Below are 25,307 nucleotides of genomic sequence, written 5' to 3' on the forward strand. Positions count from 1 at the left end.
TAAAAATCTAAAGTAAAGTAGGAAGGACTTAGAATTCTGTTAAATCCAATAGAGGTCATAAAAACGTAGTATAAGCCATATAAAAAAAATACTGAAATATATATTAAAAAAGGAGTTATAAATATATACTTTTTAATTTTTACCAACGTATTCTAACCAACCTTTGTCTATAATCTCTAACTTTTCAGGAGTTAACTCCATCACTCTTTTCTCTGCAAGCTCCTCTGATGATGGGATTTTATCACTTTTATTTAATAAAATAAACTTTTGAACAGCTTCAGTCGGTAGTTTTTTCATATCTAAAATTGTAAAGTCACCCCAATTTTTAGGATCTTGTTTAAGCAGTTGTATCTCTGGTGAAACCAGTTCATTTATAACTTTTAAGGCAGCATTTTTATTAGCAGAGTTTTCTGGAATCGCTAAGTAGTGATTATTAAAAAGAGTTCCTTTATCTAGTAGGAAACTTTTTGACGTTACGGGGTAATCCCCAGATTCAATTTTTGAATTAACCTTATTAATTGTATATCCCATCGTGATATCAACTTCACCAGCTGAATATAATAAATCTAATTTTCCTTCTGACTCTGGATATGTTTCACCTTTTCTCCAAAGATATGGTTCTATCTCATTTAAAAAATTCCAAACAATATTTAAGTTAGCTTTAAGTTCATCAGTAGTCATTTTTGAAATCTCATCATATCCAAGAATATCGATAGCGATATTTCTTACAAAAGCACTACCAGTAAAATTAGAGGTATTTGGATATGTAAATTTTTCAGGATTATTTTTTACATACTGAGATAAAGTCATCCAATTACTGAAAGGAATCTCTCCTTTGGCTGTATTATAGATAAAGTTGAACTGAGCTTCTCCAAAAGGAACCTCTAATCCATCAATAGTTTCACCAAAATCTTTAACTGTTGTGCTTTCTTTTATTATGTTTTTATTATCAATTTTAGCTAAAATATTTTTTTCAAGAACCTCAGCATCTTTTAAGGCTTTAAAGTTTTCACCATTAACCCATAAAACATCGATAGTTCCATTTTTTTTACCAGCTTGTTTTTCTATTATAAGTTTATTTACAACATCTTTAATATCAACAATTGGAACTCTTTTTAAAGTAATATTTTCTTTTTTTGAAATTGCTGGAATAACAATGTCATCCATAAAGGTGTTAATCTCTTTTGAGCCACCCCACATATATATGTTAACTTCATTGTTTTCTTTTTTTCCACATCCTATAACAATCCCAATCAAGAGAATAGGAAGTAGTGGTTTAATAATTTTCTTTAACATAGAATCTCCTATCTGTTTTTTATTTTATTTTGAATAATTTTAGTAATAATAGTCAGAGCTAAAAATATTAGCGATGCGATTAAAGATATTTTAGCTGCATCTTTTGTATTTCCAGCAGATATAGCTCCAGCAAGTAAGACGAAAACTGAAGTTCCGGGTAAAATAAATATTATAGAAAAGATAGTATATTTAAAAAAACTGATAGAGGTTAATCCGTAAAGATAGTTTTGAATTCCAAAAGGAAATATAGGCAATAATCTCGTTACTGCAAGAATAAATGGACCATCTTTTTTAACTCCTTCATTTATTTTTTTAAAAATCTGTAGATTTGAAAACTTTCGTTCAATGAAATCTTTAGCAATATATCTAGCTATTAAAAATGAAGACATCATTCCAAAACTAGCTCCAATCATAGTATAAATAATTCCATAAACTGGTCCAAATAGTACTCCACCTGCCAAACTAAGAGGAAGAGTTGATATTGTTGTAACAGTTACAATACAGTAAAGTAATATGTAACTTAAAGGAGCTAAGATTCCAAAACTTTCTATTAATGTTTTTAATTGCTCTTTATCTTTTATATATTTCACTCCATCATATTTAAAGAATAGAAAGAAGAGAAAAGCTATAAAGATTAGAATGAACAATTTTACTATTCTTTTTTTGTTATTTTTCAAGATTCACCTCCAAGTAGATTATGGTAAATAGCTTTTTAAATGATCTATATAAGCTTTTTTAGACAGGTTTCTTATATAGTAAGTATATGTAGGGTAAGCTTGAATAGATTTCATAGCTTTATAAAACTTAATTTTATTTCCAATCATGAGTTGTAAAAAGCCAATAAGTTCCCCAGCTCTTTCACCTATGCATGTAGCTCCTACAATATTAAATTTATTGTCACAAATAACCTTTAAATAGAAATTTTTTTCAAACGTGATTAAACTTCTATCATTATTTTCATCCAAATTGTATGTATATATTTTTTTATATTTAGTTTTAGCTTCATCTTCACTCAGTCCAACTTTAGAAACCTCAGTTTCACCAAATATTGTCCAAGGAATATTAGAATAATCTATCGATTTCATAATATAAGGGAACAGAAGATTTCTGACAACTGTTTCACCGTGATATCCAGCTACGTGTGAAAATTTAAGAGGTGATGCTACATCTCCAATAGAGAATATATTTTTAGATGATGTTCTCATATATTTGTCAACAACAATGCCTTTATTGTTGAACTCAATACCAGCTTTTTCTAAATTTAAATCTTTTAAATTAGGAACTCTTCCAGTAGATATAAAAACTTTTTCAGTTTCAAAATTTTTGTGATTTGTTTTTATTAAAACTTTTTTATTGGATTCATCAAAAGATAAAATCTCTATCTCTTCACAGTTTAAAAATAAATCAATACCCTCTTCTTTTAATCGTTTAGAATAGAACTCTCTAATTTCATCTTCCATATTAGGAAGAAAAAGGTTAGATTTTTCTAAAATTGTGACATCTATTCCAAGTTTTTTAAGAGGAAAAGCTAGTTCTAAAGAGATTATCCCAGCTCCAATCATAATCATACTACTGTAATCATCTTTTATATAGAAAAAATTTTGGTTTGTTAAGTAATCAATTTTTTCTAATCCTTTTATATTTGGAATAAAAGGAGAACTTCCAGTAGAGATTACAATATTTTTTCCTTTGTATATAGTGTCGTTTACAATAATACTATTTTTATCTACAAAACTTCCTTTACCAATAACTAAGTCTATATTTTTGAAGTTAGAGATATGTGGTAATTCACTGTCACCAACTTTATGTACATTTTTAAGAGTTTTCTCTAAAACCTCTTTTAGATTTTTAGAAGTTTTAGTCGCAGAGATAAAGCTTTTAGAAGCGATACAGCCACTCCAAGTACACTCTCCACCAAGATTTTCTTTTTCAATAAGAAGAACTTTTTTTCCAGCAGATGCAAGTCCAATAGAAGTTGTAAGTCCACCTGCTCCACCGCCTAAAACAATTGTATGGTACATAAAAAACCTCCTTAAAATATGATGACAATTATAGTATAATATATAATGTAACATATTAATTACACTATATCAATCAGTTACAAAAAAGTTACTAGTTATTTTGATGAAAATAAAGATATAGATAGAGGAGAATTCATGTCAAATAAAATTATGGAATCAAAAATGAAATATATAGCTGATAACTGTTTAGCAACTTCTGGAAAAAAATCTAGTTGTAAACTTTGTATGAAAGAGTGTCCGATGATGTATAGGTATACTGAAAGCCCGAAAGAGTTATTCAGTGAATATCTAGAAAAAGGATATAAAAATATGGATTCAAAGATAGCTTTTTCTTGTAATCTTTGTGATCAATGTAAATTAGTTTGTCCGAAAAAATTAGATTTAAAATCTAGTTTTCAAGATTTAAGAGATGAGTATACTAAAGATAATAGTGGAAAATCGCCTTTAAAAGGTCATAAAGGTGTACAAGTTCATCAATATTTAGGAGAGACTAAATTTTTTAGTAAAGATATTGATCCACAGAAAGAAAATGTAAAATATCTATTTTTTCCAGGGTGTTCTTTATCATCTTACACTCCTTCAGGGGTTAAAAGCATATTAAATCATCTGAATGATAGATTAGATAACAGTGTTCAATCGATGTTAGCATGTTGTGGTAAACCAACTAGAGATATTGGAGAGGCAGAGTTATTTTCTAAAAAATTTGAAAAGTTAGAAAAACAATTTAAAGAAAAAAATGTAGAAAAAATAGTTGTTGCATGTCAATCATGTTATAAGATGTTTAAGAAAGATTTAGATATAGAAATAATATCTTTGTGGGAGCTACTACCAGAAATAGGATTGCCTGAAGAAAAAATCAATATAGGAATCGGATCTGATCTTAAATTTAATATTCATGATTCATGTCCAACTAGATTTGAGAAGTCCATTCAAGATGGAGTTAGGTGGATTGTGAATGAGTTGGGATATGAATATGAGGAGTTTGAATACTCGAAGGAGAAAACAAGATGCTGTGGACTCGGAGGAATGGTAGCTACGGTTGCTTCAGAGATAAGTGAAGAGGTTAGGAAAAAAAGAGCAGAAAGCAGTAGCACAGGAAATATTTTGACATATTGTGCTGGATGTAGAGAGGCTTTAGAAGTTGGAGAAACAAAAACGCTTCATATAGTTGATTTAATATTTGGAGAGCAGCACAATAAGAGAGATTTGAAAAAGAAAAATTCTAATTCTTTAAATGCATGGCTAAATAGATATAAAACTAAAATAAAATTAAAAAAATAATAAAAAAATCCACTGATTTATCATAAAATTAGTGGATTTTTTATTAATTAATTATTGTTATAAAAAGCTAACGAACCTGTTGCAGAAAAATATTTTGTATCTAAGTTCTTGTTGTTATTATCTTGAGTTGTATATTTCATTAAAGTACCAGTAGCTGGAACTGAATATGTTTTTTCTGTGCTGTATGCCATTAAAGATAAAGTAAGAATAGAAGTTGCTAGTAATATTTTCATTATATGCCTCCTTTTTATTACTTTTTTAAATTTGTAATGATTTCATTTATGAATAAATTATAAACTGTTAAATGAAAAAAAGCAAGTTTTTTTTGAAAAGTTTAAAAATTTTTTAATAAAAAAATCTGCTGATAAATTATCAACAGATTTTATATAAATTTATATAATTTTAGTTGTCCAATCTTCAACGTTCCAAATTTCAGTAGCAACGTCCATATAGAATTCTGGTTCGTGACTTACCATTAAAACAGTTCCATTAAACTCTTTTATTGCTCTTTTAAGTTCCTCTTTAGCATCAATATCTAAGTGATTTGTAGGCTCATCTAGAACTAAGAAGTTTATTTCACGGTTCATGATTTTAGCAAGTCTAACTTTTGCATTTTCTCCTCCAGAAAGAACACGCATTTGACTTGTGATATGGTCAGTAGTTAATCCACATCTAGCAAGAGCAGCTCTAACTTCTGCATTTGTAAGTCCAGGGAACTCATTCCAGAACTCATCTAGAGCAGTTGTTGTTGAACTTTCCTCTTCTTGTTTGAAGTATCCAACTTCTAAGAATTGTCCATGCTCAATCTCCCCAGATAAAGCTTTTATATTTTTTAAGATTGTATTTAAAAGAGTTGATTTTCCTAAACCGTTAACTCCTTTGATGGCAATTTTTTGATTACGTTCAATTGTGAAGTTAAGTGGTTTTGTTAATGGCTCATCATATCCGATAACAAGATCTTTAACTGTTATAATCTCTCTAGATGGAGTACGAGCAGTTTTAAATCCGAATATTGGTTTTGGTTTCTCTCTAGCAATCTCAATTATATCCATACGATCAAGTTTCTTTTGTCTATCTTTTGCTAAGTTTGTCGTAGCAACTCTAGCTTTGTTACGAGCTATGAAATCTTGAAGATGAGCAATCTCTTTTTGTTGCTTTTTATAAGCTGATTCGATTTGTCTCTTTTTCAGTTCATACATCTCTCTAAATTGGTAGTAGTCTCCAGTATATCTAGTTAACTCAGCAGCTTCTATATGATAAATTACGTTTGTAACATCATTTAAGAATGGAATATCGTGTGAAACTAGAATAAAAGCATTCTCATAGTTTTGTAAGAAGTTCTTTAACCAGATTATATGATCTTCATCTAGGAAGTTTGTAGGCTCATCTAGTATAAGAATCATTGGATTTTCTAGAAGTACTTTAGCTAGAAGAATCTTTGCTCTTTGTCCTCCAGAAAGCTCTGATACATCTTTTTCAAGTCCGATATCTAATAGACCTAATCCAGCTGCATATTCCTCTATTTTAGAGTCAAGATTATAGAAATCTCCTCCTTCAAGGATACTTTGAATCTCTCCAATCTCCTCTAAGATTTCGTCCATCTCTTCAGGAGTACAATCTCCCATTTTTGTATAAAGATCCATGATGTCTTGTTCAAGTTGGAACATTCCAGCAAAAGCTGATTTTAAGATATCTCTGATTGTTTTTCCTTTTTCTAAAGTACTATATTGGTCAAGGTAACCAGTAGTTATGTGATTACACCATGAAACTTTACCTTCATCAGGCATAAGTTTACCAGTTATAATGTTAAGGAAAGTAGATTTTCCTTCTCCGTTGGCTCCAACAAGACCAACATGCTCACCTTTTAAAAGTCTGAATGAGGCGTTTTCAAGAATAACTCTAGAACCAAATCCATGACTTACGTCTTTTACATCTAAAATACTCATAAATTTTTACTCCTAATCTATTTATTAAATTTATTTTTTACAAACAATATTTAAATTTTATCATAAATTTTGAATAAATGATATAGGGTTTATTTAAAATATCTTTATTTCAAATTTTCAATCTCTTCAATAGTTAATCCAGTTATTTGAGTTATAATGTCAGGACTTAATCCATTTTGTAATGAAGTCTTAGCAATTTCTAATTTAGCTAATTTTTCTCCTTCTGCGATACCTCGAGCTATACCTTGAGCCATACCCTGAGCTATGCCTTTAGCAACTCCTTTATCTTCAGCTTCTAAAAGTGCATTCATTCTTTCGTTCATCGCATTTTGACGAAGTCTATAATTTTCAGCTTCTTTTGGGTCTCTACTTATTCTTGCTAATTCAATTCGAGCTTCATGAAGTTCTTCAAGCATGCTTTCTAGTTCGATAACTTTATCATCATTTGGATCATTTATAAATGCTGTCCACATACTAAGAGCGTCTTTGGTATCAATCTCTTTCATTTTTGGCAGTTCAATAAAATGTATTTCCATAGTATCAGTTAAAATATTACTAGTTTTAGCATTTTTTAAAATATATTTATTATGATAATTTTCTTCTAACAAAAGATTAAAATCTATAACATTTATACAGATAGTTCTAGGAAGTTCCCTATATCTACTTTTTCCTCCATATTCTCCAGAAAAAGCTTTTGACCAATAGTAAAGACTACGCTTTATCATATTTTTTTCATCAGCTCTTTGCATTTCAATATTTATTATCTCTCCTTTATCTGTTTTAGCTAAAACATCTAATCTAGAGAAACTATCTTCAATATATTCTTTTGATAATTCTGTATTTTTTAGTTGAACACTAACTATTGGACTTTCTGGTTTTATACATGCATTTAAAAAGGATATCAATATTCTTGGATGTTTTTCTGATCCAAATAGATTTTTAAATACATAATCAACTTTTGGTTCAAATAATTTCGTACACATTTCAATCACTTCCTTTTAGTTTTATTTAGATTATACCATAGTATATGAATCAGTTCAAAAAATAAAAAAATGATATTTTTATTTAAAAAATATACAAAATATGATTTTATTTATAATATTAGAAAATAATAATATTCTTATTTACAAAAGAAAAGCTTTGTGATAAATTATAATTGATTATTCATGTGAAAAAATTAATATTTAGGAGGAAAAATGGGATTTTTTGAGAAATACCTATCAATTTGGGTAGGAATTTGTATAGTTTTAGGGGTTTCAATTGGAATATTTGCACCAGTAGTACCAGAGACTTTAGCTCTTTTTGAATATTCAAATGTATCAATACCAGTAGCTATTTTAATCTGGCTTATGATTTATCCAATGATGTTGAAAATCGATTTTACATCTATAATGAATGCAACAAAAAATACAAAAGGATTAACAGTTACTTGTGTAACTAACTGGTTAATTAAACCATTTACAATGTATGCTATATCAGTGTTATTCTTTAAAGTTATTTTTAAAAATTTAATACCTTTAAATTTAGCAGATGAATATATTGCTGGAGCCGTACTTTTAGGTACAGCACCTTGTACAGCTATGGTTTTTGTTTGGAGTCAACTTACAAAAGGAAATCCAGCTTATACTTTGGTTCAAGTTGCTGTGAATGATTTAATATTATTAATAGGTTTTGTACCAATTGTAGTACTATTATTAGGAATAAGTAATGTTGTTGTTCCATATGATACACTGATTCTTTCAGTTGTTTTATTTGTAGTTATTCCACTAATTTTAGGTGTAACTTCAAGACATTATATTATAAAATCAAAAGGACTAGATTATTTTAAAAATATATTTATAAAAAAGTTTGATAAAATAACGATAACAGGATTACTATTGACATTAACAATAATTTTCTCTTTCCAAGGAAGAAAAATAATAGACAATCCTTTGGATATTTTATTAATATCTATACCATTAACAATTCAAACGTTCTTTATTTTCTTCTTAGCATATGGATGGGCTAAAGTTTGGAAACTTCCTCATGAGATAGCTTCACCAGCAGGAATGATTGGGGCCAGTAACTTCTTTGAGTTAGCAGTGGCAGTGTCAATATCTTTATTTGGCTTGAATTCAGGTGCTACATTAGCAACTGTAGTTGGTGTTTTAGTAGAGGTTCCTGTGATGTTAATACTAGTCGGAATATCTAATAAAACAAGAGAATATTTTGTAAAAGCGTAATTAAAATTAAGTAAATTTGGGAGGAAAAATGAAGATAGTTGTAGTTGGAGCAGTAGCAGCGGGGACATCTGTTATAGCAAAAGCTCGTAGAAATAGCGAAGAGGTAGAGATTGTGGCTTATACTTCAGGATCAGATATAAGTTACTCTGGATGTGGAGTTCCATATTACATTGGAGAGGATTATATAAAAAGAGGAAATCTAACTCCAAGAGATGCTAAATGGTTCGAATCTCGTTTTAATATGAAGCTTAATATAAACCATAAAGTTTTATCTGTAAATCCAGATTTAAAAAAGATAGAGGTTTTAAATGAAATAACCAAAGAGGTTTTTGAAGATTCATATGATAAGCTAGTAATTACAACAGGAGCGAGACCTAGGAAAATCGATTTTGATAATGAAAATATATTCTATATAAGAGATGTTGAAACAGGAGATAAATTAAAAAAGTTTATTCATGAAACGTCTCCTAAAAAAGCTTTGATAGTTGGTTCTGGATATATTGGACTTGAGATGGTAGAAAACTTAGCTCAAAGAGGAATAGAGGTAACTGTTCTTGAGATGAATTCTAGTATAGGAAGAGTGGATTCAGAAATAAGTATCTATCTAGAGAAATATCTAGCTAAAAAAGGTGTTAAACTAATTTTAAACGATAAGATAAAAAATATTTCTGAGGATGGAAAAATAGTTAGTACTGAAAATGGAGAAACTTTAGAAGTTGATTTTATAGTAGCAGCGGTTGGAGTACTTCCAAATGTAGAGTTTTTAAAATCATCAGGAATACAGTTAGGAAAAAGCGAAGCGATAAGAGTAAATAGTCATTTAGAAACTAATTTGAAAGATATTTACGCAGCTGGAGATTGTGCTACAACATATTCACTTTTAACTGGAGAGGAAACATATGTTCCACTTGGGTCAACAGCAAATAAGATGGGACGTATTTTAGGAGATAGACTTACTGGTGGAAATTTAGAGTTTAAAGGCATTTTAGGAACGTCAATTTTCAAAATATTTGATATGGCCTTTGCTAGCACTGGATTAGATGAGAAAGAAGCTTTAGAAAAAGGATATTCAATCGAGATAATTCACAATATAAAACCAAATCAAACAGAGTATTTAGAAGCATCTAGAGAGATGGTAATAAAAGCGATTGCAGATAGAAAAACTGGCAAACTTTTAGGTGTTCAGATGCTAGGTGAAAATGGTATTGATAAGAGAATAGATGTTTTTGCAACACTTTTAACATTTGGAGCGACAGTAGACCAACTATTCCATCTAGATTTAGCTTATGCACCACCTTTCTCAACAACAAAAGATCCTGTAAATTATACAGGTATGATTTTAGATAATGCTATAAATGGAAAAAATAAAATTGTAACTCCAAAAGAGTTGAAAGAGAAAAGAGATGAATTCTTGGTTATAGATGTTAGAAGTAAATCTCAATACGAAGCGGCACATATAGAGGACGCTATAAATATACCTCTAGAAACTTTAAGAGAAAAAGTAAAAGAGTTGGATAAAAGTAAAAAAATTGCAGTTCATTGCAATAAAGGTGTTACAGGAAATATGGGGCAAAATATCCTTTTAAATTCAGGGTTCGATGCATATAATATTTCTGGTGGATATTCAAACTATTCAACTTTAAATAAAAAATAATTTGACTTCTAAAATTTCATATGTTAGTATACTTAAAAATAATTTATCGAAGGAGTAGTTAAATGATGAACTATAATTTAATATCAAAAACTACAATGATGAATATGATGCCTATGGGAGTTGGAACCAAAAATTAATTTTTAATTTTGGGACGAACTCATTTTTGCTTACAAAAAGAGAGCTCCCAAGGAATAAAGTTGTTAACATAAAGCTTGGGATTAAATCTCAAGCTTTTTTTTATACAATTTTTTCAAAAAATTAAAAATATAAAATATTTGGAGGAGATAGATATGATACAACTTAGGAATATTATAAAAACTTATGAGAGTAAAGGTCAAAGTGTTGAGGCATTAAAAGAACTATCTTTCGATTTTAAAAAAGGAGAGATTACAGGAATTATAGGTTATTCTGGAGCTGGAAAAAGTACGCTGCTGAGATGTATAAATCTTTTAGAGACACCATGTTCTGGAGAAGTTTTAATTGATGGAGTTGAGTTAGGGTCTTTAAATGCGAGAGAGCTTAGAGAGAAAAGAAAAAAAATTGGGATGATATTTCAACATTTCAATCTGATGAGAAGTAGGACAGTTGCTAAAAATATAGCTTACCCATTGAAAGGCAGTGGACTTTCAAAAGCTGAGATAGATGAAAGAGTAAATAGTTTGTTGGATTTAGTTGGATTAAAAGATAAAAAAAGTAGTTATCCATCACAACTTTCGGGAGGACAAAAGCAAAGAGTTGGAATAGCTAGAGCGTTAGCGAATAATCCAGATATAATCCTTTGTGATGAAGCAACCTCAGCCCTAGATCCAGAAACAACAGTATCTATTTTAAAACTACTAAAAAAAATAAATAAAGATTTAGGAGTAACCATTGTTTTGATAACTCATCAGATGGAGGTTATAAAAGAGATTTGTGATAGAGTTATTGTTATGGAGGATGGGTTTGTAAAAGAAGAGGGGGATGTTATAGATATTTTCTCGAGACCGAAAGAGCCAATAACAAAAAGGTTTTTATCCTCAGTTTTCAACAGTGATAAGATAAATGATTATTTAAACACAGTTCTTGTAAAAGGCGATGAAAAAATAATTAAGTTAGCTTATGTTGGTAGTAATACAGAGGAGGCTTACATTTCAAAAATATCAAGAGATTATGATGTTGATGGTAGTATCCTTTTTGGAAATATAGAGATTATAAAGGAAACACCAATAGGAAACTTGGTTGTGAAATTGAAAGGGGAAGAGGAAAATATCCAAAATTCCTTAGATTACTTAAATAAAAATAATATATACACGGAGGTTTTAAAAGATGGTAGAAAAGCTATATAGTTCTTTAGAAAATGTAATTAAGTATCAAGATGAGATGGTTCGTGCCATGGGAGAAACTTTGTTAATGGTATCTATAGCAGGAACAATCTCAACGCTGATTGGACTTTTAATGGGGATAGTTTTGGTTGTGACTAGAAAAGATGGAATTTTAGAAAATAACTTAATCAATAGTATTTTGGGGAAGATTATAAATGTGTTTAGATCAATTCCATTTGTGATTTTACTTGCAGCTTTGATTCCTGTAACAAGATTTTTTATGGGAACAACTATTGGATTGAAAGGAGCGATTGTTCCTCTTATATTTGGGTCAGCACCTTTTGTGGCTAGACAGATTGAATCAGCACTTCTGGGAGTGGATTCAGGAGTTATAGAAGCAGCGTATTCAATGGGTTCAACACCTTTTGAAATAATCTATAGAGTTTTACTAAGAGAAGCTCTACCTGAAATTATATATGCTCTTATTATAACAACAGTTAGTTTGATTGGATTTTCAGCAGTGGCAGGAACTGTTGGTGGAGGAGGTCTTGGAGACTTTGCAATAAGATATGGATATCAACATTTTAAAACGGATATTATGGTTGTAACAATTGTCATACTTGTGACTTTGATTACAGCAATTCAATGGTCTGGAGAAAAAATATTAAAAAGAATAAAAAAATAAAAATTGAAACATCGGAGGAGAGATTATGAAAAAATTAAGAGTTATTTTATTAGTAGTGCTATCTATTTTAGGAGTTGTAGGTTGTGGAAAAAAATCAGAAGATGTAACTTCAGGAAGTAAGATTGTAAAGTTAGGAATAAATGGAGATGAGAATGTTATTTGGGAAAATGTTAGAGATGAATTAAAAAAAGAGAATATAGAGTTGAAGTTTATAAATTTTGCTGATTATATAAGACCAAATTTAGCTTTGCAGGAAAAAGAGATAGATATAAATGCTTTTCAAACTGAGATATACTTTGATAATTTTAAGAAAGAGCATAAGTTAAGTATTGTAAATTTAGGATATACGGTTTTAGCACCGATGGGGATATATTCTAAAAAGATAACTGATTTATCAGCTTTAAAAGATGGGGCAACAGTAGCAATACCAAATGATAGTTCAAATGGTGGAAGAGCACTATTATTACTTCAAGATGCAGGATTAGTAACTTTAAATAAAGAAGCAGGAGCATTTCCAAGAGTTAAAGATATAGTAGCTAATCCGAAAGGAATAAAAATTGTTGAGCTTGTAGCAACACAAATTCCAAGATCAATAGAGGATGTAGATGTGGCAGCTATAAATAATGGGGTTGCTGTTCAAGCTGGGTATTCGCCTCTGCAAGATTCAATATTTATTGAAGACTTCAAAAACGAGAGATTGAAACCATACTTTAATATTATAGCAGCAAGAGAGGATAATCAAAATAACCCTGAAATAAAAAGAGTTTTAGAGATATATCAAACTGCTGAGAATAAAAAAATAATAGATGATTATTATAAAGGGTCGTCAATAGCTGTATTTTAAATAAAAATAAAAAAGATAAAATTGGGAGGATTTAAAATGGAAAATAGAATAATAGGTTTTTTAAATGAGAATAGAGATGAGTTTATAAGTTTAAGTCAAAATATACATAAAAATCCAGAAATTGGAAATGAGGAGTATTTTGCATCTGAGTTGCTAACAAACTATTTGGAGTCGAAGGGGTTTGATGTAGAAAGAGATATAGCTGGACATAAAACAGGATTTATAGCTAGAAAAAAATCAATTCATGGAGAGTATCCAAAACTTGCGTTCTTAGCTGAGTATGATGCTTTGCCAAATTTAGGGCATGCTTGTGGACACAATGTTATAGCGGGAATAAGTGTGGCTGGTGGAGTGGCTCTTGCTGATTCTTTGGAAAATGTCCCAGGAGAAGTAGTTATATATGGGTGCCCTGCAGAAGAGGGAGGAGAAAATGGAAGTGCAAAAGGTTCATTCGTGAGAGAGAATCTTTTTGAAGGAATAGATGCTGCTATGATTATTCATCCAAGTAGTGAGCATTCAATAACAAAAAATAGTTTGGCTGTAAATCCCTTGGATTTTGAATTCTTTGGAAAGTCTGCTCATGCTGCTGGGTCTCCAGAAAGTGGAAAAAATGCTTTAGATGCCTTATTACATTTTTTCAATGGAATAGCTACATTGAGACAGCATGTTACATCAGATATAAAAATTCACGGGATTATTACTCATGGTGGGGATGCTCCAAATATAATTCCAGATTATACAAAAGCTAGATTTTATATTCGTGCTGCAACAAAAGAGGGGTGTGACGAGGTTACACAAAAAATTGTGGATATAGCAGATGGTGCTGCTCTTATGACTGGATGTAAGTCGAAAGTTTCTAGTTTCCAAAATAGAGTTGATAACTTAGTTCAAACAAGATATTTTGATGATCTTTATGTTGATGTTATGAAAAAGTTAGGAGTAGAAGTTTTAGTGGATTCTAAGAAAAGTATGGGTTCAACAGATGTTGGAAATGTAAGTCACATTGTTCCAACAATTCATCCAAATATTAAAATTTGTGATTCATGTGTTATTGGACACACTCATGAGTTTAATGATGCAGCAGGTTCTTTAGCTGGAGATGAAGCTGTTATTTTAGGAGGAAAAGCTTTGGCACTTTTAGGACTTAAATTGATTTTAAATGAGAGTGAATTATTAAAAGTTAAAGAGGCTTTTGAAGCTACAAAAAAGTAATTCAAAAAGAGATAAAAATGAGAGAGGATTATTTCCTCTCCCACTCTTTAGCTAACTTATAAAATGTAGATTTTTTTAGATTTAAATTTTCCATAGCAAATGAGGGCGATATCTCTTTATTTTTCCATTTTACATAGATATTCTCCCAGTTATCGGGAAAAGGAATCGGTTTGCGTCCTTTATATTTTCCTAACTCTTTGGCTAGAAAAATCCCTTCTTTTTGTCTTTCTAAAAGGTTTGTTCTTTCGAACTCATTTATAGCTCCAATCATAGTTAGCATTAGTTTTCCAGTTGCAGTCGAAGTATCTATATTTTCTTTAAAAGATATAAGAGCCACCTTTTTCTGAGCTAAAATTTCAGTGATGTATAGGAGATCTTTTGTTGACCTAGCCAATCTTGAAAAATCGTGGACATAAATGGTGTCGCCTTCAACAACTTCATTTAACATAGTTATTAATTGAGTTCTTCCTTTAATATCTTTAGCGGATATTTTTTCGATGTATATTTTGTCAATCTTCATTTCATTCATTTTTTTTAATTGTCGTTTTTCATTTTGTTCGACTGTTGAGACTCGAACATATCCAATCTTCATAAAATCCCTCTTAAAATAAATTATTGTAATAAAGCTATATTATAATCCATAATAGCTTTAAATAATAGTATTATAATTGAAGGATTAAAGGTACCAAACAATAAATTGATTTTCATTCTCTTTGAATTTAATTTTCTCTTTTTTCAAGAGTTCCTCTACTATTCTTTCAACTTCTAAAGGGTTATTTTCTAATTTAGATGCGATTAAATCTCCCTCTAAAGTTTTTGTACACTTAAAAAAATCAATGAGAAACTCTTCAGAATTTAGAAAGGCATCCATATTTTTTGTATATGAAAAAATATCAGAAGAGGAAACTTTTGGATTTTGAATGAAAATATCCTCTATAAAAAATTCGAGACACTCTATTTTATATACTGGAAAAGAGATTTCTAATTTTTCATAGAAAGTATTAACTTTTTCTGAAGGCCAGTATTTCTTTAAAACTTGTTTAATTTTATTCATGTGTTGATTTCTCCTCTAAGATTATTTTCCAAATCTCTTTGATTTTATATGTTTTAAAATGTCTGTATATTGTTGTTTTGCCAGGAAGAATTCCTTGTTTTGTGAGAACTTCAATCTCAGAAATAGTTAGAGTTGAACCTTTCAAACAATATTGTTTATATAGTAAATCTTTAATCTCCTCAAGAGAGTATATTTTTCCTTCGGTAGTTGTTTTTTCTAAGTTTTTTTCAATCTCATCCCATACTTTGGAAATTTTAGTAGTCTTGAAAAATTTCAAAATTGTTTCTAGAGATGGAAGCTCTTTATTTTTGTTGATTTCACTTTGTGAAAGCCTTCGTCCTTTCTCTGCTCGAGCTATTAGTAACGCTTTGACGATATCCTCTTTAGAGTAAATAGAACCAAGTTTAAATGTAAATCCAGATAGCTCTTTTACAGTTTTCCAATTTCCAAAACGTCTCAATAAAACTGTTGAAGAGTATTTGAATCCATATTTTTTTAATTCAGACATAGAAGCTCCATTTGTAGCTTTAATTTTCTCAGAGAAACTTTTGTATAAAGATATTAGTTCTTCATTTGACTCTACTACAACTTGTCTTTTATTGTTTCCATTTGAGGTAGAGCCTAAACAGAGTATAGAATTAGAGGAGATAGGAAAGTATTTTAAACAATTTTATGATAATAAACTGCATGGAAAAGATTTAAATAATAAAAAACATACTGATTGGAAAAATTGGGAATTGAAAAACTTTATGAATTTAGCAAAAGATAATCCTATAAAATATTTGACTAAAAATGAGAAAAATAAAGACTTTTTTGAATATAAAAATAATATTTTTTATTTAAATGAAAAGTTGTATAATGAAATTAAAAATAATTATATGCTATTAAACAACATCTTAGATAGATTAAACTATCGTAATATAAACTACTTTAATAGAAAGTATATGGAGGAAAAATAATGTCGGTTAAATTTTATAATGAAAATGCAGAAAATTTTTTCAAGGATACAGTTAAAGCGGATATGAGTTACAACTATAACTATTTTATTAAAAATTTATCTGAAGAAACTGGTGAAATATTAGATTTAGGTTGCGGAAGTGGAAGAGATTCAAAATACTTTATAGAATTAGGGTATAAAGTTACAGCAATTGATTTATCACCAGTTTTAGCAGAGAAAGCTTCGAAATATATTGGGCAAGGTGTTATCGTAATTGATATGAAAAATATAGATTTCAAAGATAAATTTATTGGAGTGTGGGCTTGTGCTTCTCTTTTACATCTTTCTTACGAAGAGATTTTAGAAACTTTAAATAAAATATACACTTCTCTTAAAAATAATGGAGTTGTTTACGCTTCTTTTAAGGTTGGAAGTCAAGATTATGAAAAAAATGATAGAAAATTTACATGCTTTACAAAAGAAAGATTTTCAAAGCTACTTGAGAAAAGTGACTTTTATTTAGAAGATATTTTTGAAACATCAGATGTGAGAGTTGGTAGAGGAGATGAAAAGTGGTTAAATGTAATTTTAAAGAAAATTTAAAAAAAGATGAAGTTCGTTTAGGCTCTACCTCAAACAAACTTAAAAATAATGGAATTTTGTAAGATTTCGTCATTTCGGTTGTATCTAAAAGCTTTAAAAAGTCGATTGCTTTTTGAGTAAACTGTAGTTCTTTTTCATTTAAATCATTAACTGTTTTCAAGAAATTATACCAACCCTCGTATTCTTTTATATACAGAGAAACTGGATACTCTCCAAATGTATAGATATCCATAATAGTAGGTGTTTTCTTTAAATAATCTTTAACATTGAGATAATCTTGAATCATTTTTTGATGAAGGGGCTCTCTTTTCTTTTCCTCATTTTCAAAGTGCTCTATAATTTTAAAATCAAAGTTAGCAGTACAGCCCTCTGGAAGAATAAAGTTTTCATCTAAAGGGGATTTTGGTAAATTACCATTTTTTCTGAATCCAGTTAAAAATGAAGGCTTTAATTCAGAACCTTTATAATTTCCAACAAAATCAAGAACTCTTAAGTGATGTTTATTGGGATAAGTTCTAAGCCCTCTACCTAATTGTTGCATGAAAATTGTATAAGAAGTTGTAGGTCTTAAAAATAAAACTGTATCTATACATGGAATATCTATTCCCTCATTAAAAATATCAACAGTGAATATGATATCTAATTTTCCTTCTTTAAATTTCTTAATTATATTTTGTCGATCAGAAATAGAAGTTTCTCCTAAAACTATAGCGCTTTTTATTTTATTTTTTAAAAAATAGTTATGCATAACTTTAGTATGTTTTACACTAGCACAAAAAGCGATAGTACTTTTTTTACGATATTTCAAATATTTTTCTAAAATTAGTTGGACTCTTTTTTCTACAATCAATGAGTTTTCTAAAGATTCTAAATCATATTTTCCTCCACGCCAAGGAATAAGTGAATAATCAGTGTCATCATAAATTCCAAAGTATTGAAACGGAGTTAGCCAACCATTATTAATAGCAACTCTGAGATCGCATTCGTAAGCGATATTGTAGTCACATAACTTATAAATATCACCAGAGTCAGCACGATCAGGAGTTGCAGTTAATCCAAGAAGAAATTTCGGTTTAAAGTAGTTTAAAATTTCAGAGTAACTTTTAGCTGAACTGTGATGAAACTCATCTACAACTATATAATCAAAATAGTCTTTTGAGAAATAATCTTCAGAAAGATAATCATTTTTAGAAAGAGTTTGAACACTTGCAAATATAATATCTTTTTTTGTTTCTTTTGTAGATCCATTGAAAAATCCGTAGTTTTTAGAATCTGAATAGATAGTTTCAAAAGTTTTTTGAGCATCTTTTAAAATCTCATCTCTATGAGCGACAAAAAGAATTTTATTGAAATTCTTAGAATCGAAAGCCGATAGGTATGTTTTTCCAAGTCCTGTTGCAACAATCACTAAAGCTTTATTGAAGCCCTCCTCTCTTGTTTTTGATAACTCATAAAGAGCTGGAACTTGAAATTTTATTGGTTCGATCTCTTCAATTGAACTCTTTGAAGAGTCAGGGTCTATATAATTTTGAAACTCCTTTTTTTTATAGTTTTTTTCATATTTTCTGAGCCAATCTAAGGTTAATTCGAAACTATTTTTTTCGTATAGCTCTTCAAATTCTGTTAATATATTGTTGATATCACTGTTTTGTGTATCTCCAAAAAATTGATATGACCATTCAACTCCAGAGATTAAAGCTGAGTATGAGATATTTGAAGAACCGACGTATATTTCAACATTGTTTTTATTTTTAAAAATATAAGTTTTGGGATGAAATGAAGGTTTTTCAGGATTTTTAAAAATTTTCACACCAGGAATATCGAGTAATCTATATAAAGCATTAGGCTCTGTAACGTTCATATAGTCACTCGTGAGTATCTTGATAGACTTACCTTCAGAACGAGCTTTTGTAAGTTCTGGAATTAGTAACTTTAATCCGCTATCACGAATAAAAGAGACATTAATAATTATCTCTTCGGATAAATTAATAGAGTTTTTTAAACTTTCATACATTGTAACTTTGTTATTACTAATTAACATAGAGTCTCCAATCTTTTAAGATTTATTATGAAATTATTGTAACATAAAAAAAATAGATTTCAAACTTTCATTTATAATAGAGGATTTTTTCAAAAAAACCGTAAAAATATATGAATAAAGATATTTTTAAATTTAGTTACAAAAGGAGATAATTATGAAGGTACTATGTATATTAGCCAATCCAAAACCAATAGAGGAATCTTATAGTAAAAGAGCAGGAATGGAATTTATAAAAGAATATAAAATTCAAAATCCAACTCACGAAATAGAAATAATGGATCTATATGAAAAAGGACAGGAACATTTGAGCTATGAAACTTTATCTAATGCAATAAATAAACGTTCTGGAAAAATGTGTGAAGAAGCAATATATTTTTCTGAGTTTGATAAATATATTGTGTGTGCTCCTATGTGGAATTTAACAACTCCTTCAATTTTGAAATCATATATAGATCATATTGTTGCAAAAGGAGTGACATTTAGATATAGTTCTAATGGAATTCCAAAAGGACTATTAAAAGATAAAAAAGCTATCTATATAGGAAGTAGAGGTGGAGCATATCCATTTCCTCTTTCACTCATAGCTTGGGATGAAAGATATGTTCGTTTTATCTTTAGATTTATGGGAATAAAGAATTTTAAGAAGATAATATTTGAAAATACAGATAAAGATCCAGTAAAAGCAAAGGAAAAGTTTCCAGAGTTTTTAAATAAAGTTAAAAGTATGAGTAAAGGTTTCTAAAAAATCAAGTTTTTAGGAGGATAGAGTTATGAAAAAAATTTTATTATTAATGATAGCAATTTCTAGTATAGCTAACGCACAATTGAAAGATGGTAAATATACTGTTGTGAGTGATGGCTCAATTTGGTTTTGGTATCCATATACAGAGATGGTTGTAAAAAATGGTGAGGTTGTTGAAGCAACACATGATAGAATTAAGAAAAGTGGAAAAAAAGCTTCTCAAGATAAAAATTATAATACAGATATGTTAAAAAAAGTAGGAGTGAATCCAAGTATGTATTCTAAAATGATTCCAGAAAACTATTTTAAATCTGGAAAAAATTTAGAAAAGATGGACAGTGTAGCTGGTGCCACAGATTCAACAGATCATTTTAAAAAACAGATGGCTTTATTGTTAGAAAAAGCTAACAATGAAGGACCTGGAGATTATGTAATAAAAAAATCTGATTTATAAGAGAGTGGAATATGAAACTTTTAGGAATAGTATTATTGATATTTTTGATTAGCTATATCTTTATAAAACGAAGAGATTTATTAACAGTAAAATTTGAATTTAAAATAGATTATTTGAAGTATTTAATTTTATACTTGATTTTAATTCTTGTTCTGATATTATTTATAGATAAAAAGATGGCTTTTTTTATTTCTAATAAGTATCCTACAGGATATTTTTCTCTTCATCCAGATTTAAATATAGAGTATACAAAAATTTTTAAAATAATTACACATCTAGGTGAACCAGAGTATGTTGCATTACTAGTTTTTCCAATGTTTTTATATTCAAAAATAAAATCTATTGTAAAATTAGAAAATACTAGTTTAGGTATGATAATTGTTATGATTTTAGGTGTGAGTATATCAACTATTTTAAAAATTATATTTATGAGAAGTCGTCCATTTTTAGAGTGGAACAGCTCTGGATTCTATTTTATTGAAGATATTTTAGAAAGAGAGATTCCTTTTAAAGGAACTTATATGTCATTTCCATCAGGACATACGATGGTAGCATTTTGTAGCTATTCTTTTTTAGCTTTTAAATCTCAAAAAACCTCTATAAAAATATTGTGTTTTTTACTAGCTATTTTAGTAGGAGTTTCAAGAATTTGTTTATCAGCACATTGGATGAGCGATGTATTTACAAGTGCAGTAATAGGTACAATTTTAGGAGGAGTTTATGCAAACAAAAGATAAGTATAGCAGAATTGCAAAATTATTTGATAAGATAGAGCGAAATATGCCTATGAAAAGTATAAAAGAAAATGCTGTTCAAATGTTAAATGGAAAAATTTTAGAAGTTGGAATAGGAAGTGGAGCTTCTTTAGAATATTATCCAAAAGATGCTGACGTAACAGGGATAGATTTTTCAATTGGAATGTTAGAGTTAGCTAAAAAAAAGTCAAAGTTATTGGATATGAAAAATATAACTCTTTTGGATATGGATATTGAAAATATGAGCTTTGAAGATGAAACTTTTGATTCAGTATTTTCCTCGTGTGTATTTTGTACAGTTCCTAATCCTGAAAAAGGAATTGCTGAAGTGTATAGAGTTCTTAAACCTGGTGGAAAAGCTGTTTTTATAGAACACATGAGAAGTGAAAATGAAATAATAAACTTAGCTCTTAGATTTTTAAATATTTTTACAAAACTTATATTAGGGACATCTCTTATAAGAGAAACTGAAAAAACCATTAGAAATACCGGTTTTTCAAAGGTAACTAGTCGAAATATAATGTTAGGCGATGTGGTTAGATTTATAGTAGCTGAAAAATAAAAAAATCCTTCTCTTCTAAAAAAGGGAAGGATTTTTTTGTTTGAAGTTATTCTCTGATTAAAATTATATATTCGTTATTAGAGTATACTTCTTTAAAGTTTTGAAGTGGGATATCTTTATAATATTTTTTTCTTGCTAGCAGAAGTTCTCCTTCATTTATTTTGTATAGCTCGTCTAATGGTAGATCATCTAAAGATTTTTTATTAATTTCAGTTAAAATATTTTTAGCATCATTAAATCTGTAGCTATAAACATTTTGAGTGTTTTCTTTCAATATCTTTATAGCATCCATCATAGTGTAATTTTTATTATAATAAGGAAGAGCAACAGCACATAAAACTCCTATCCCAACATTGATATATAATATCTTTTTACAAATTGATTCTTTTGTTCCACTCCATTCGTGTTCTATAAATCTTAAGGCAATAACAACAACTCCATAATATAGAGGAAGTAAATAGATATCTAGTTTCCCACTTATTAAACTGAAAAATAGTAAATTAGGTAGAAATAAGCTTAATGATATCTTATCCACAAGTTTCCATTTATGTCTAAGTTTTATATTTTTTAAACTGTTTATAGAACCTCTCACAAGAAATGGTGTTAGAGGCAAAACCGTGAAAATAAGATTTTTAATATAATAATAGATTGGTCTTGTGTGAGTTTTAGCTTTTACCATTCTACCAATAGTTTCTTGACCTAATAGAAGAGATATATACTCATTCCCATTAGATGAAGTTGAGATCAGTAAAAGCCAAAAGCCTAGAATATTTAAAATAACTCCAAATCCAAATATTGGTTTTATATTTTTTAAATATTTTAAATTTCTATCTAAATATAGAAACGTTAAAATTGTAAGTATAGTAATAACTATAGCTGCTCCACCTTTTACAAGAACTCCAAGAGCTATAAATAGATAGATTAGAAATATATTTTGAAAACTAATTTTCTTTTTATCTTTTTCAGAGTATGATTTAAAGAAAATGTATAAAGCTCCAAAAATGAAAGCAGTCATTAGATAGTCCATTCGAAGAACTAAAGAGATACCTAATAAATATGGAAGTGTTATAAAAATAGCAAGAGATAAATATGCCATTTTTTCACTCCAATAAAGTTTGAATAATTTAAAACCTAAAATTCCTGTAATCCAAGCAGGAATGACACTTCCAAATATTAAAGCCAATGGATAGAAAGAATCTTTGCTAATACTTCTAATAACTCCTAGTAGCCAGAAATAAATTGGGGGCTTATCAGGATAAAGTTCATTAAAATATCCTAAAACTACAAAGTTCTTAGTTGCTAACATTTGATCTGTAATTAAAAAATATTTTAGTTCATTTCTTAAATCAGGGGCTCTAAAGAAAGTGAGGCATATCATAAATAAAAAATAAATTATAAAAAATAGTTTATAACGTTCTCTATTTTGTTTGTTTTCATCAATTTTTAGATACATAAATTCTCCTCTAGTTTAAGTTTTATTTTTGCCCAACTGGATAATATTTGAATAATGATCTTACTCTGCAATTTTTAGTATGTACATTTCTTAGATCAAAATAAAAATTATCATTCATTCTATTCTTCAACTCTTCTAGATTAATTCCTCTAAATTGATTCCATTCTGTCATTAAAACTATCGCATCTGCATCTTGAGTACAACTCTCTTCATCTTTATAATATTTTATTTTATCATTATAAGATTTTAATCTCCACTTAGCTTCCTCAATTCCTTTAGGACAGTAAGCTTTTATATTTGCACCATGTTCAATCAAACCTTTAATTATATCGATACTTGGTGCATCTCTAACATCATCTGTATCAGGTTTAAATGATAATCCTAATACACAAATTGTTTTTCCAGAGACTCCATTCATTTCTCTGATTATTTTGTCAACCATTTTTTGTTTTTGTTTTTCATTTGCTGAGATAGCAGCAGCGATAACACTCATATCCTCTCCATATTCTTTTCCAATCTCAACAATAGCTTTTGTATCTTTAGGGAAACATGACCCACCATATCCAGGTCCACAATGTAGAAACTTAGGAGATATTCTACCATCCATACCCATAGCTTGAGCGATTTCTTGTGTGTTAGCTCCAACTTTTTCAGCTAATAAAGCAATTTCATTGATGAAAGATATTTTTACAGCTAAGAATGCATTAGAGGCATATTTTATCATCTCAGAAGTTCTTCTATTTGTAAAGACAAATGGAGTTTTATTTATATATAAAACATCATATATTTTTTTCATTATAACTTGAGCTTTTTTACTTTCTGTTCCAACAACAACTCTATCAGGTCTTAGACAATCATTAACAGCTTTCCCTTCTCTTAAAAATTCAGGATTTGAAACCACATCAAATTCTAAATTTAACTTTCTTTTAAGCAATTCATTCTCTATAGTTTCTTCAACAAGATCTCCAGTTCCAACAGGAACAGTTGATTTATTCACAACAACAACGTAATCTTTTATATTTTTTCCAATATCTTTAGCACAATCTAAAACATAAGTTAAATCAGCAGACCCATCATCCGCAGGCGGAGTTCCAACAGCAATAAAAATAACTTCAGAGTTTTCTAAAGCATACTCTTTATTTGTTGTGAACTTTAGTCTACCTTCTTCTACATTTCTATCTAAAATATCTTTCAAACCAGGTTCATATATTGGAATAATTCCATTTTTTAAATTTTCAATTTTCTTTTCGTCTATATCTAAGCATATTACTTTATGTCCGAACTCACTTAAAATAACTCCTTGAACTAAACCAACATAACCAGTTCCAATAACTGTGATTTTCATACTATTTTCCTCCTAAATACCATCTTATAAACTTTTGGATTCCATCATCAAACTTTGTAGTAGGATTATATCCTAGAAGGTTTTTAGCTTTATCTATCTCTGCAAATGTTCTTTTAACATCCCCTGGTTGCATTGGCAGTCTATCTATTTTGGCTTTTTTATTCATATGTTTTTCAATTGTTTCAATCATAAAGTTTAAAGAGATAGCATCAGATTCACCTAAATTTATGATTTCATAAACATTTTTATTTTTTTCTAAATATTGAACACCTTTTACAACACCGTCAATGATATCATCAATATATGTGTAGTCTCTATATGTTTCTCCATCTCCAAAAACAGGAATACTCTCATCTTTATAAATTTTATCAATAAATTTGTGAATAGCTAAATCAGGTCTTTGTCTTGGTCCATAAACTGTAAAGAATCTAAATTGTAAGCTATCAATATTATAAAGTTTGAAATAAACATGACCTAAAACTTCACACGATTTTTTAGTTGCAGCATAAGGAGAGATAGCGAAGTCTACAATATCAGTTTCTTTGAATGGAACTACTTTATTATCTCCATATATAGAGCTTGAAGAAGCTTGAATAAATCTTTTTACATTGTATTTTTTACAACACTCTAAAAGGTTTAGATAGCCACCAATATTAACTTTTTCATATTCAATAGGATTTTCTAAAGATGGACGAACTCCAGCTAATCCAGCTAGATTTATAACCATATCAATTTGATTATTTTTAAATATCTTATTTAAATTTTCAGCGTCTTTAAGGTCACAGTACTCTAAAAAATATTCATTTGAGTTTACTTTTTGAAGTAGTGAGTTTATTTTCTTCTCTTTACTGTAATCTAAAAAAATCTGATCTTACTATTCGAAGTAGTGAGTTTATTTT

At 28.9% G+C, this 25,307-nt stretch carries 25 protein-coding genes and 1 pseudogene; 13 read left to right on the forward strand and 13 right to left on the reverse strand.

Features of this window, described 5'->3' with window-relative positions; translation table 11 throughout:
• Positions 1–132: 132 nt before the first annotated feature.
• The 3 genes from L988_RS12610 to L988_RS12620 are packed head-to-tail and all read right to left on the reverse strand — an operon-like array spanning position 133 to position 3,317.
• Positions 133–1,296, reverse strand: coding sequence for an ABC transporter substrate-binding protein (locus L988_RS12610; protein ID WP_047384774.1), 1,164 nt, complete (start codon positions 1,294–1,296; stop codon positions 133–135).
• A gap of 8 nt (positions 1,297–1,304) precedes the next feature.
• Entirely contained in the window at positions 1,305–1,973 is a 669-nt protein-coding gene (locus L988_RS12615; protein ID WP_047384776.1) for a TVP38/TMEM64 family protein, read from the reverse strand.
• Positions 1,974–1,991: 18 nt separating this feature from the next.
• Positions 1,992–3,317: an NAD(P)/FAD-dependent oxidoreductase gene (locus L988_RS12620; protein ID WP_047384778.1), complete on the reverse strand. Its 1,326-nt coding sequence runs from the start codon at positions 3,315–3,317 to the stop codon at positions 1,992–1,994.
• A gap of 135 nt (positions 3,318–3,452) precedes the next feature.
• On the opposite strand from L988_RS12620, the gene L988_RS12625 reads away from it, so the two are divergent.
• Entirely contained in the window at positions 3,453–4,598 is a 1,146-nt protein-coding gene (locus L988_RS12625; RefSeq protein WP_047384780.1) for a (Fe-S)-binding protein, read from the forward strand.
• Between the two features lie 47 nt (positions 4,599–4,645).
• Here L988_RS12625 and L988_RS12630 read toward each other — a convergent pair whose 3' ends face one another.
• The 3 genes from L988_RS12630 to L988_RS12640 form a co-directional block, all read right to left on the reverse strand.
• Positions 4,646–4,831, reverse strand: a complete 186-nt coding sequence (locus L988_RS12630) for a hypothetical protein (RefSeq protein ID WP_047384781.1) — start codon at positions 4,829–4,831, stop codon at positions 4,646–4,648.
• 159 nt (positions 4,832–4,990) lie between these two features.
• On the reverse strand, positions 4,991–6,544 hold the full coding sequence (locus L988_RS12635; RefSeq protein WP_047384782.1) for an ABC-F family ATP-binding cassette domain-containing protein: 1,554 nt from the start codon (positions 6,542–6,544) through the stop codon (positions 4,991–4,993).
• A 104-nt stretch (positions 6,545–6,648) separates the two neighbouring features.
• On the reverse strand, positions 6,649–7,527 hold the full coding sequence (locus L988_RS12640; RefSeq protein WP_047384783.1) for an Rpn family recombination-promoting nuclease/putative transposase: 879 nt from the start codon (positions 7,525–7,527) through the stop codon (positions 6,649–6,651).
• A gap of 213 nt (positions 7,528–7,740) precedes the next feature.
• On the opposite strand from L988_RS12640, the gene arsB reads away from it, so the two are divergent.
• The 6 genes from arsB (at position 7,741) to L988_RS12670 (ending at position 14,462) form a co-directional block, all read left to right on the forward strand.
• Positions 7,741–8,766, forward strand: coding sequence for an ACR3 family arsenite efflux transporter (gene arsB / locus L988_RS12645; protein WP_047384784.1), 1,026 nt, complete (start codon positions 7,741–7,743; stop codon positions 8,764–8,766).
• A gap of 28 nt (positions 8,767–8,794) precedes the next feature.
• Positions 8,795–10,420, forward strand: coding sequence for an FAD-dependent oxidoreductase (locus tag L988_RS12650; RefSeq protein WP_047384785.1), 1,626 nt, complete (start codon positions 8,795–8,797; stop codon positions 10,418–10,420).
• Between the two features lie 290 nt (positions 10,421–10,710).
• Positions 10,711–11,745 (forward strand): methionine ABC transporter ATP-binding protein, encoded by a 1,035-nt coding sequence (locus L988_RS12655; protein ID WP_047384787.1) that lies wholly within the window; start codon positions 10,711–10,713, stop codon positions 11,743–11,745.
• Entirely contained in the window at positions 11,726–12,406 is a 681-nt protein-coding gene (locus tag L988_RS12660; protein WP_047384789.1) for a methionine ABC transporter permease, read from the forward strand. The genes L988_RS12655 and L988_RS12660 overlap by 20 nt, the downstream gene beginning before the upstream one ends.
• Positions 12,407–12,431: 25 nt before the next feature.
• Positions 12,432–13,250: a MetQ/NlpA family ABC transporter substrate-binding protein gene (locus L988_RS12665; RefSeq protein WP_047384790.1), complete on the forward strand. Its 819-nt coding sequence runs from the start codon at positions 12,432–12,434 to the stop codon at positions 13,248–13,250.
• A 36-nt stretch (positions 13,251–13,286) separates the two neighbouring features.
• On the forward strand, positions 13,287–14,462 hold the full coding sequence (locus tag L988_RS12670; protein ID WP_081990350.1) for a M20 family metallopeptidase: 1,176 nt from the start codon (positions 13,287–13,289) through the stop codon (positions 14,460–14,462).
• 28 nt (positions 14,463–14,490) lie between these two features.
• Here L988_RS12670 and L988_RS12675 read toward each other — a convergent pair whose 3' ends face one another.
• The 3 genes from L988_RS12675 to L988_RS12685 all read right to left on the reverse strand — a co-directional run bounded on the left by L988_RS12675 (position 14,491) and on the right by L988_RS12685 (position 16,024).
• Positions 14,491–15,054, reverse strand: coding sequence for a recombinase family protein (locus L988_RS12675; RefSeq protein WP_047384794.1), 564 nt, complete (start codon positions 15,052–15,054; stop codon positions 14,491–14,493).
• A gap of 84 nt (positions 15,055–15,138) precedes the next feature.
• Positions 15,139–15,516: a hypothetical protein gene (locus L988_RS12680; RefSeq protein WP_047384795.1), complete on the reverse strand. Its 378-nt coding sequence runs from the start codon at positions 15,514–15,516 to the stop codon at positions 15,139–15,141.
• Positions 15,509–16,024, reverse strand: a complete 516-nt coding sequence (locus tag L988_RS12685; protein ID WP_047384796.1) for a hypothetical protein — start codon at positions 16,022–16,024, stop codon at positions 15,509–15,511. The genes L988_RS12680 and L988_RS12685 overlap by 8 nt, the downstream gene beginning before the upstream one ends.
• Positions 16,025–16,064: 40 nt before the next feature.
• Between L988_RS12685 and L988_RS12690 the strand changes: the two genes are divergently transcribed.
• Both L988_RS12690 and L988_RS14000 read left to right on the forward strand, forming a co-directional pair.
• Entirely contained in the window at positions 16,065–16,475 is a 411-nt protein-coding gene (locus L988_RS12690) for a hypothetical protein (protein WP_156111971.1), read from the forward strand.
• A complete protein-coding gene (locus tag L988_RS14000) occupies positions 16,475–17,056 on the forward strand; it encodes a bifunctional 2-polyprenyl-6-hydroxyphenol methylase/3-demethylubiquinol 3-O-methyltransferase UbiG (RefSeq protein WP_047384799.1) in 582 nt (193 codons plus the stop codon). The genes L988_RS12690 and L988_RS14000 overlap by 1 nt, the downstream gene beginning before the upstream one ends.
• Positions 17,057–17,582: 526 nt before the next feature.
• On the opposite strand, the pseudogene L988_RS13510 reads toward L988_RS14000, so the two are convergent.
• Positions 17,583–19,097, reverse strand: a pseudogene (locus L988_RS13510) (DEAD/DEAH box helicase family protein); the annotation flags it as partial.
• A 154-nt stretch (positions 19,098–19,251) separates the two neighbouring features.
• On the opposite strand from L988_RS13510, the gene L988_RS12705 reads away from it, so the two are divergent.
• From L988_RS12705 to L988_RS12720, 4 genes are read left to right on the forward strand one after another with little or no spacing between them, the layout of a single operon-like run.
• Positions 19,252–19,839, forward strand: a complete 588-nt coding sequence (locus L988_RS12705; protein ID WP_052191855.1) for an FMN-dependent NADH-azoreductase — start codon at positions 19,252–19,254, stop codon at positions 19,837–19,839.
• Between the two features lie 28 nt (positions 19,840–19,867).
• Complete coding sequence (locus L988_RS12710; RefSeq protein ID WP_047384803.1) at positions 19,868–20,293, forward strand: hypothetical protein; 426 nt, start codon at positions 19,868–19,870, stop codon at positions 20,291–20,293.
• A gap of 11 nt (positions 20,294–20,304) precedes the next feature.
• Entirely contained in the window at positions 20,305–21,030 is a 726-nt protein-coding gene (locus L988_RS13350) for a phosphatase PAP2 family protein (protein ID WP_052191856.1), read from the forward strand.
• Entirely contained in the window at positions 21,014–21,610 is a 597-nt protein-coding gene (locus L988_RS12720; protein WP_047384805.1) for a class I SAM-dependent methyltransferase, read from the forward strand. Before L988_RS13350 ends, L988_RS12720 begins: the two co-directional genes overlap by 17 nt.
• Before the next feature lie 46 nt (positions 21,611–21,656).
• Here L988_RS12720 and L988_RS12725 read toward each other — a convergent pair whose 3' ends face one another.
• The 3 genes from L988_RS12725 to L988_RS12735 are packed head-to-tail and all read right to left on the reverse strand — an operon-like array spanning position 21,657 to position 25,273.
• On the reverse strand, positions 21,657–23,063 hold the full coding sequence (locus tag L988_RS12725) for a glycosyltransferase family 39 protein (protein ID WP_047384806.1): 1,407 nt from the start codon (positions 23,061–23,063) through the stop codon (positions 21,657–21,659).
• Positions 23,064–23,085: 22 nt separating this feature from the next.
• Positions 23,086–24,408, reverse strand: coding sequence for a UDP-glucose/GDP-mannose dehydrogenase family protein (locus L988_RS12730; protein ID WP_047384808.1), 1,323 nt, complete (start codon positions 24,406–24,408; stop codon positions 23,086–23,088).
• Position 24,409: 1 nt separating this feature from the next.
• Positions 24,410–25,273, reverse strand: a complete 864-nt coding sequence (locus L988_RS12735; protein ID WP_081990352.1) for a GDP-mannose 4,6-dehydratase — start codon at positions 25,271–25,273, stop codon at positions 24,410–24,412.
• Positions 25,274–25,307: the final 34 nt, after the last annotated feature.

Origin of the sequence: Cetobacterium sp. ZWU0022 (assembly GCF_000800875.1) — a bacterium.
Taxonomy (GTDB): Bacteria; Fusobacteriota; Fusobacteriia; order Fusobacteriales; family Fusobacteriaceae; genus Cetobacterium_A.

Excerpts from the sequence above, each read along its gene's own strand:
- L988_RS12675 (WP_047384794.1), bottom strand. The coding sequence starts at position 15,054 with ATGAAGATTGGATATGTTCGAGTCTCAACAGTCGAACAAAATGAAAAA.
- L988_RS12635 (WP_047384782.1), bottom strand. The coding sequence starts at position 6,544 with ATGAGTATTTTAGATGTAAAAGACGTAAGTCATGGATTTGGTTCTAGA.
- L988_RS12680 (WP_047384795.1), bottom strand. The coding sequence starts at position 15,516 with ATGAATAAAATTAAACAAGTTTTAAAGAAATACTGGCCTTCAGAAAAA.
- L988_RS12670 (WP_081990350.1), top strand. The coding sequence starts at position 13,287 with ATGGAAAATAGAATAATAGGTTTTTTAAATGAGAATAGAGATGAGTTT.
- L988_RS13350 (WP_052191856.1), top strand. The coding sequence starts at position 20,305 with ATGAAACTTTTAGGAATAGTATTATTGATATTTTTGATTAGCTATATC.
- L988_RS12720 (WP_047384805.1), top strand. The coding sequence starts at position 21,014 with ATGCAAACAAAAGATAAGTATAGCAGAATTGCAAAATTATTTGATAAG.
- L988_RS12630 (WP_047384781.1), bottom strand. The coding sequence starts at position 4,831 with ATGAAAATATTACTAGCAACTTCTATTCTTACTTTATCTTTAATGGCA.
- L988_RS12705 (WP_052191855.1), top strand. The coding sequence starts at position 19,252 with ATGAAGGTACTATGTATATTAGCCAATCCAAAACCAATAGAGGAATCT.
- L988_RS12665 (WP_047384790.1), top strand. The coding sequence starts at position 12,432 with ATGAAAAAATTAAGAGTTATTTTATTAGTAGTGCTATCTATTTTAGGA.
- L988_RS12625 (WP_047384780.1), top strand. The coding sequence starts at position 3,453 with ATGTCAAATAAAATTATGGAATCAAAAATGAAATATATAGCTGATAAC.
- L988_RS12640 (WP_047384783.1), bottom strand. The coding sequence starts at position 7,527 with ATGTGTACGAAATTATTTGAACCAAAAGTTGATTATGTATTTAAAAAT.
- L988_RS12620 (WP_047384778.1), bottom strand. The coding sequence starts at position 3,317 with ATGTACCATACAATTGTTTTAGGCGGTGGAGCAGGTGGACTTACAACT.
- L988_RS12650 (WP_047384785.1), top strand. The coding sequence starts at position 8,795 with ATGAAGATAGTTGTAGTTGGAGCAGTAGCAGCGGGGACATCTGTTATA.
- arsB (WP_047384784.1), top strand. The coding sequence starts at position 7,741 with ATGGGATTTTTTGAGAAATACCTATCAATTTGGGTAGGAATTTGTATA.
- L988_RS12655 (WP_047384787.1), top strand. The coding sequence starts at position 10,711 with ATGATACAACTTAGGAATATTATAAAAACTTATGAGAGTAAAGGTCAA.
- L988_RS14000 (WP_047384799.1), top strand. The coding sequence starts at position 16,475 with ATGTCGGTTAAATTTTATAATGAAAATGCAGAAAATTTTTTCAAGGAT.
- L988_RS12685 (WP_047384796.1), bottom strand. The coding sequence starts at position 16,024 with ATGTCTGAATTAAAAAAATATGGATTCAAATACTCTTCAACAGTTTTA.
- L988_RS12660 (WP_047384789.1), top strand. The coding sequence starts at position 11,726 with ATGGTAGAAAAGCTATATAGTTCTTTAGAAAATGTAATTAAGTATCAA.
- L988_RS12730 (WP_047384808.1), bottom strand. The coding sequence starts at position 24,408 with ATGAAAATCACAGTTATTGGAACTGGTTATGTTGGTTTAGTTCAAGGA.
- L988_RS12610 (WP_047384774.1), bottom strand. The coding sequence starts at position 1,296 with ATGTTAAAGAAAATTATTAAACCACTACTTCCTATTCTCTTGATTGGG.
- L988_RS12710 (WP_047384803.1), top strand. The coding sequence starts at position 19,868 with ATGAAAAAAATTTTATTATTAATGATAGCAATTTCTAGTATAGCTAAC.
- L988_RS12725 (WP_047384806.1), bottom strand. The coding sequence starts at position 23,063 with ATGTATCTAAAAATTGATGAAAACAAACAAAATAGAGAACGTTATAAA.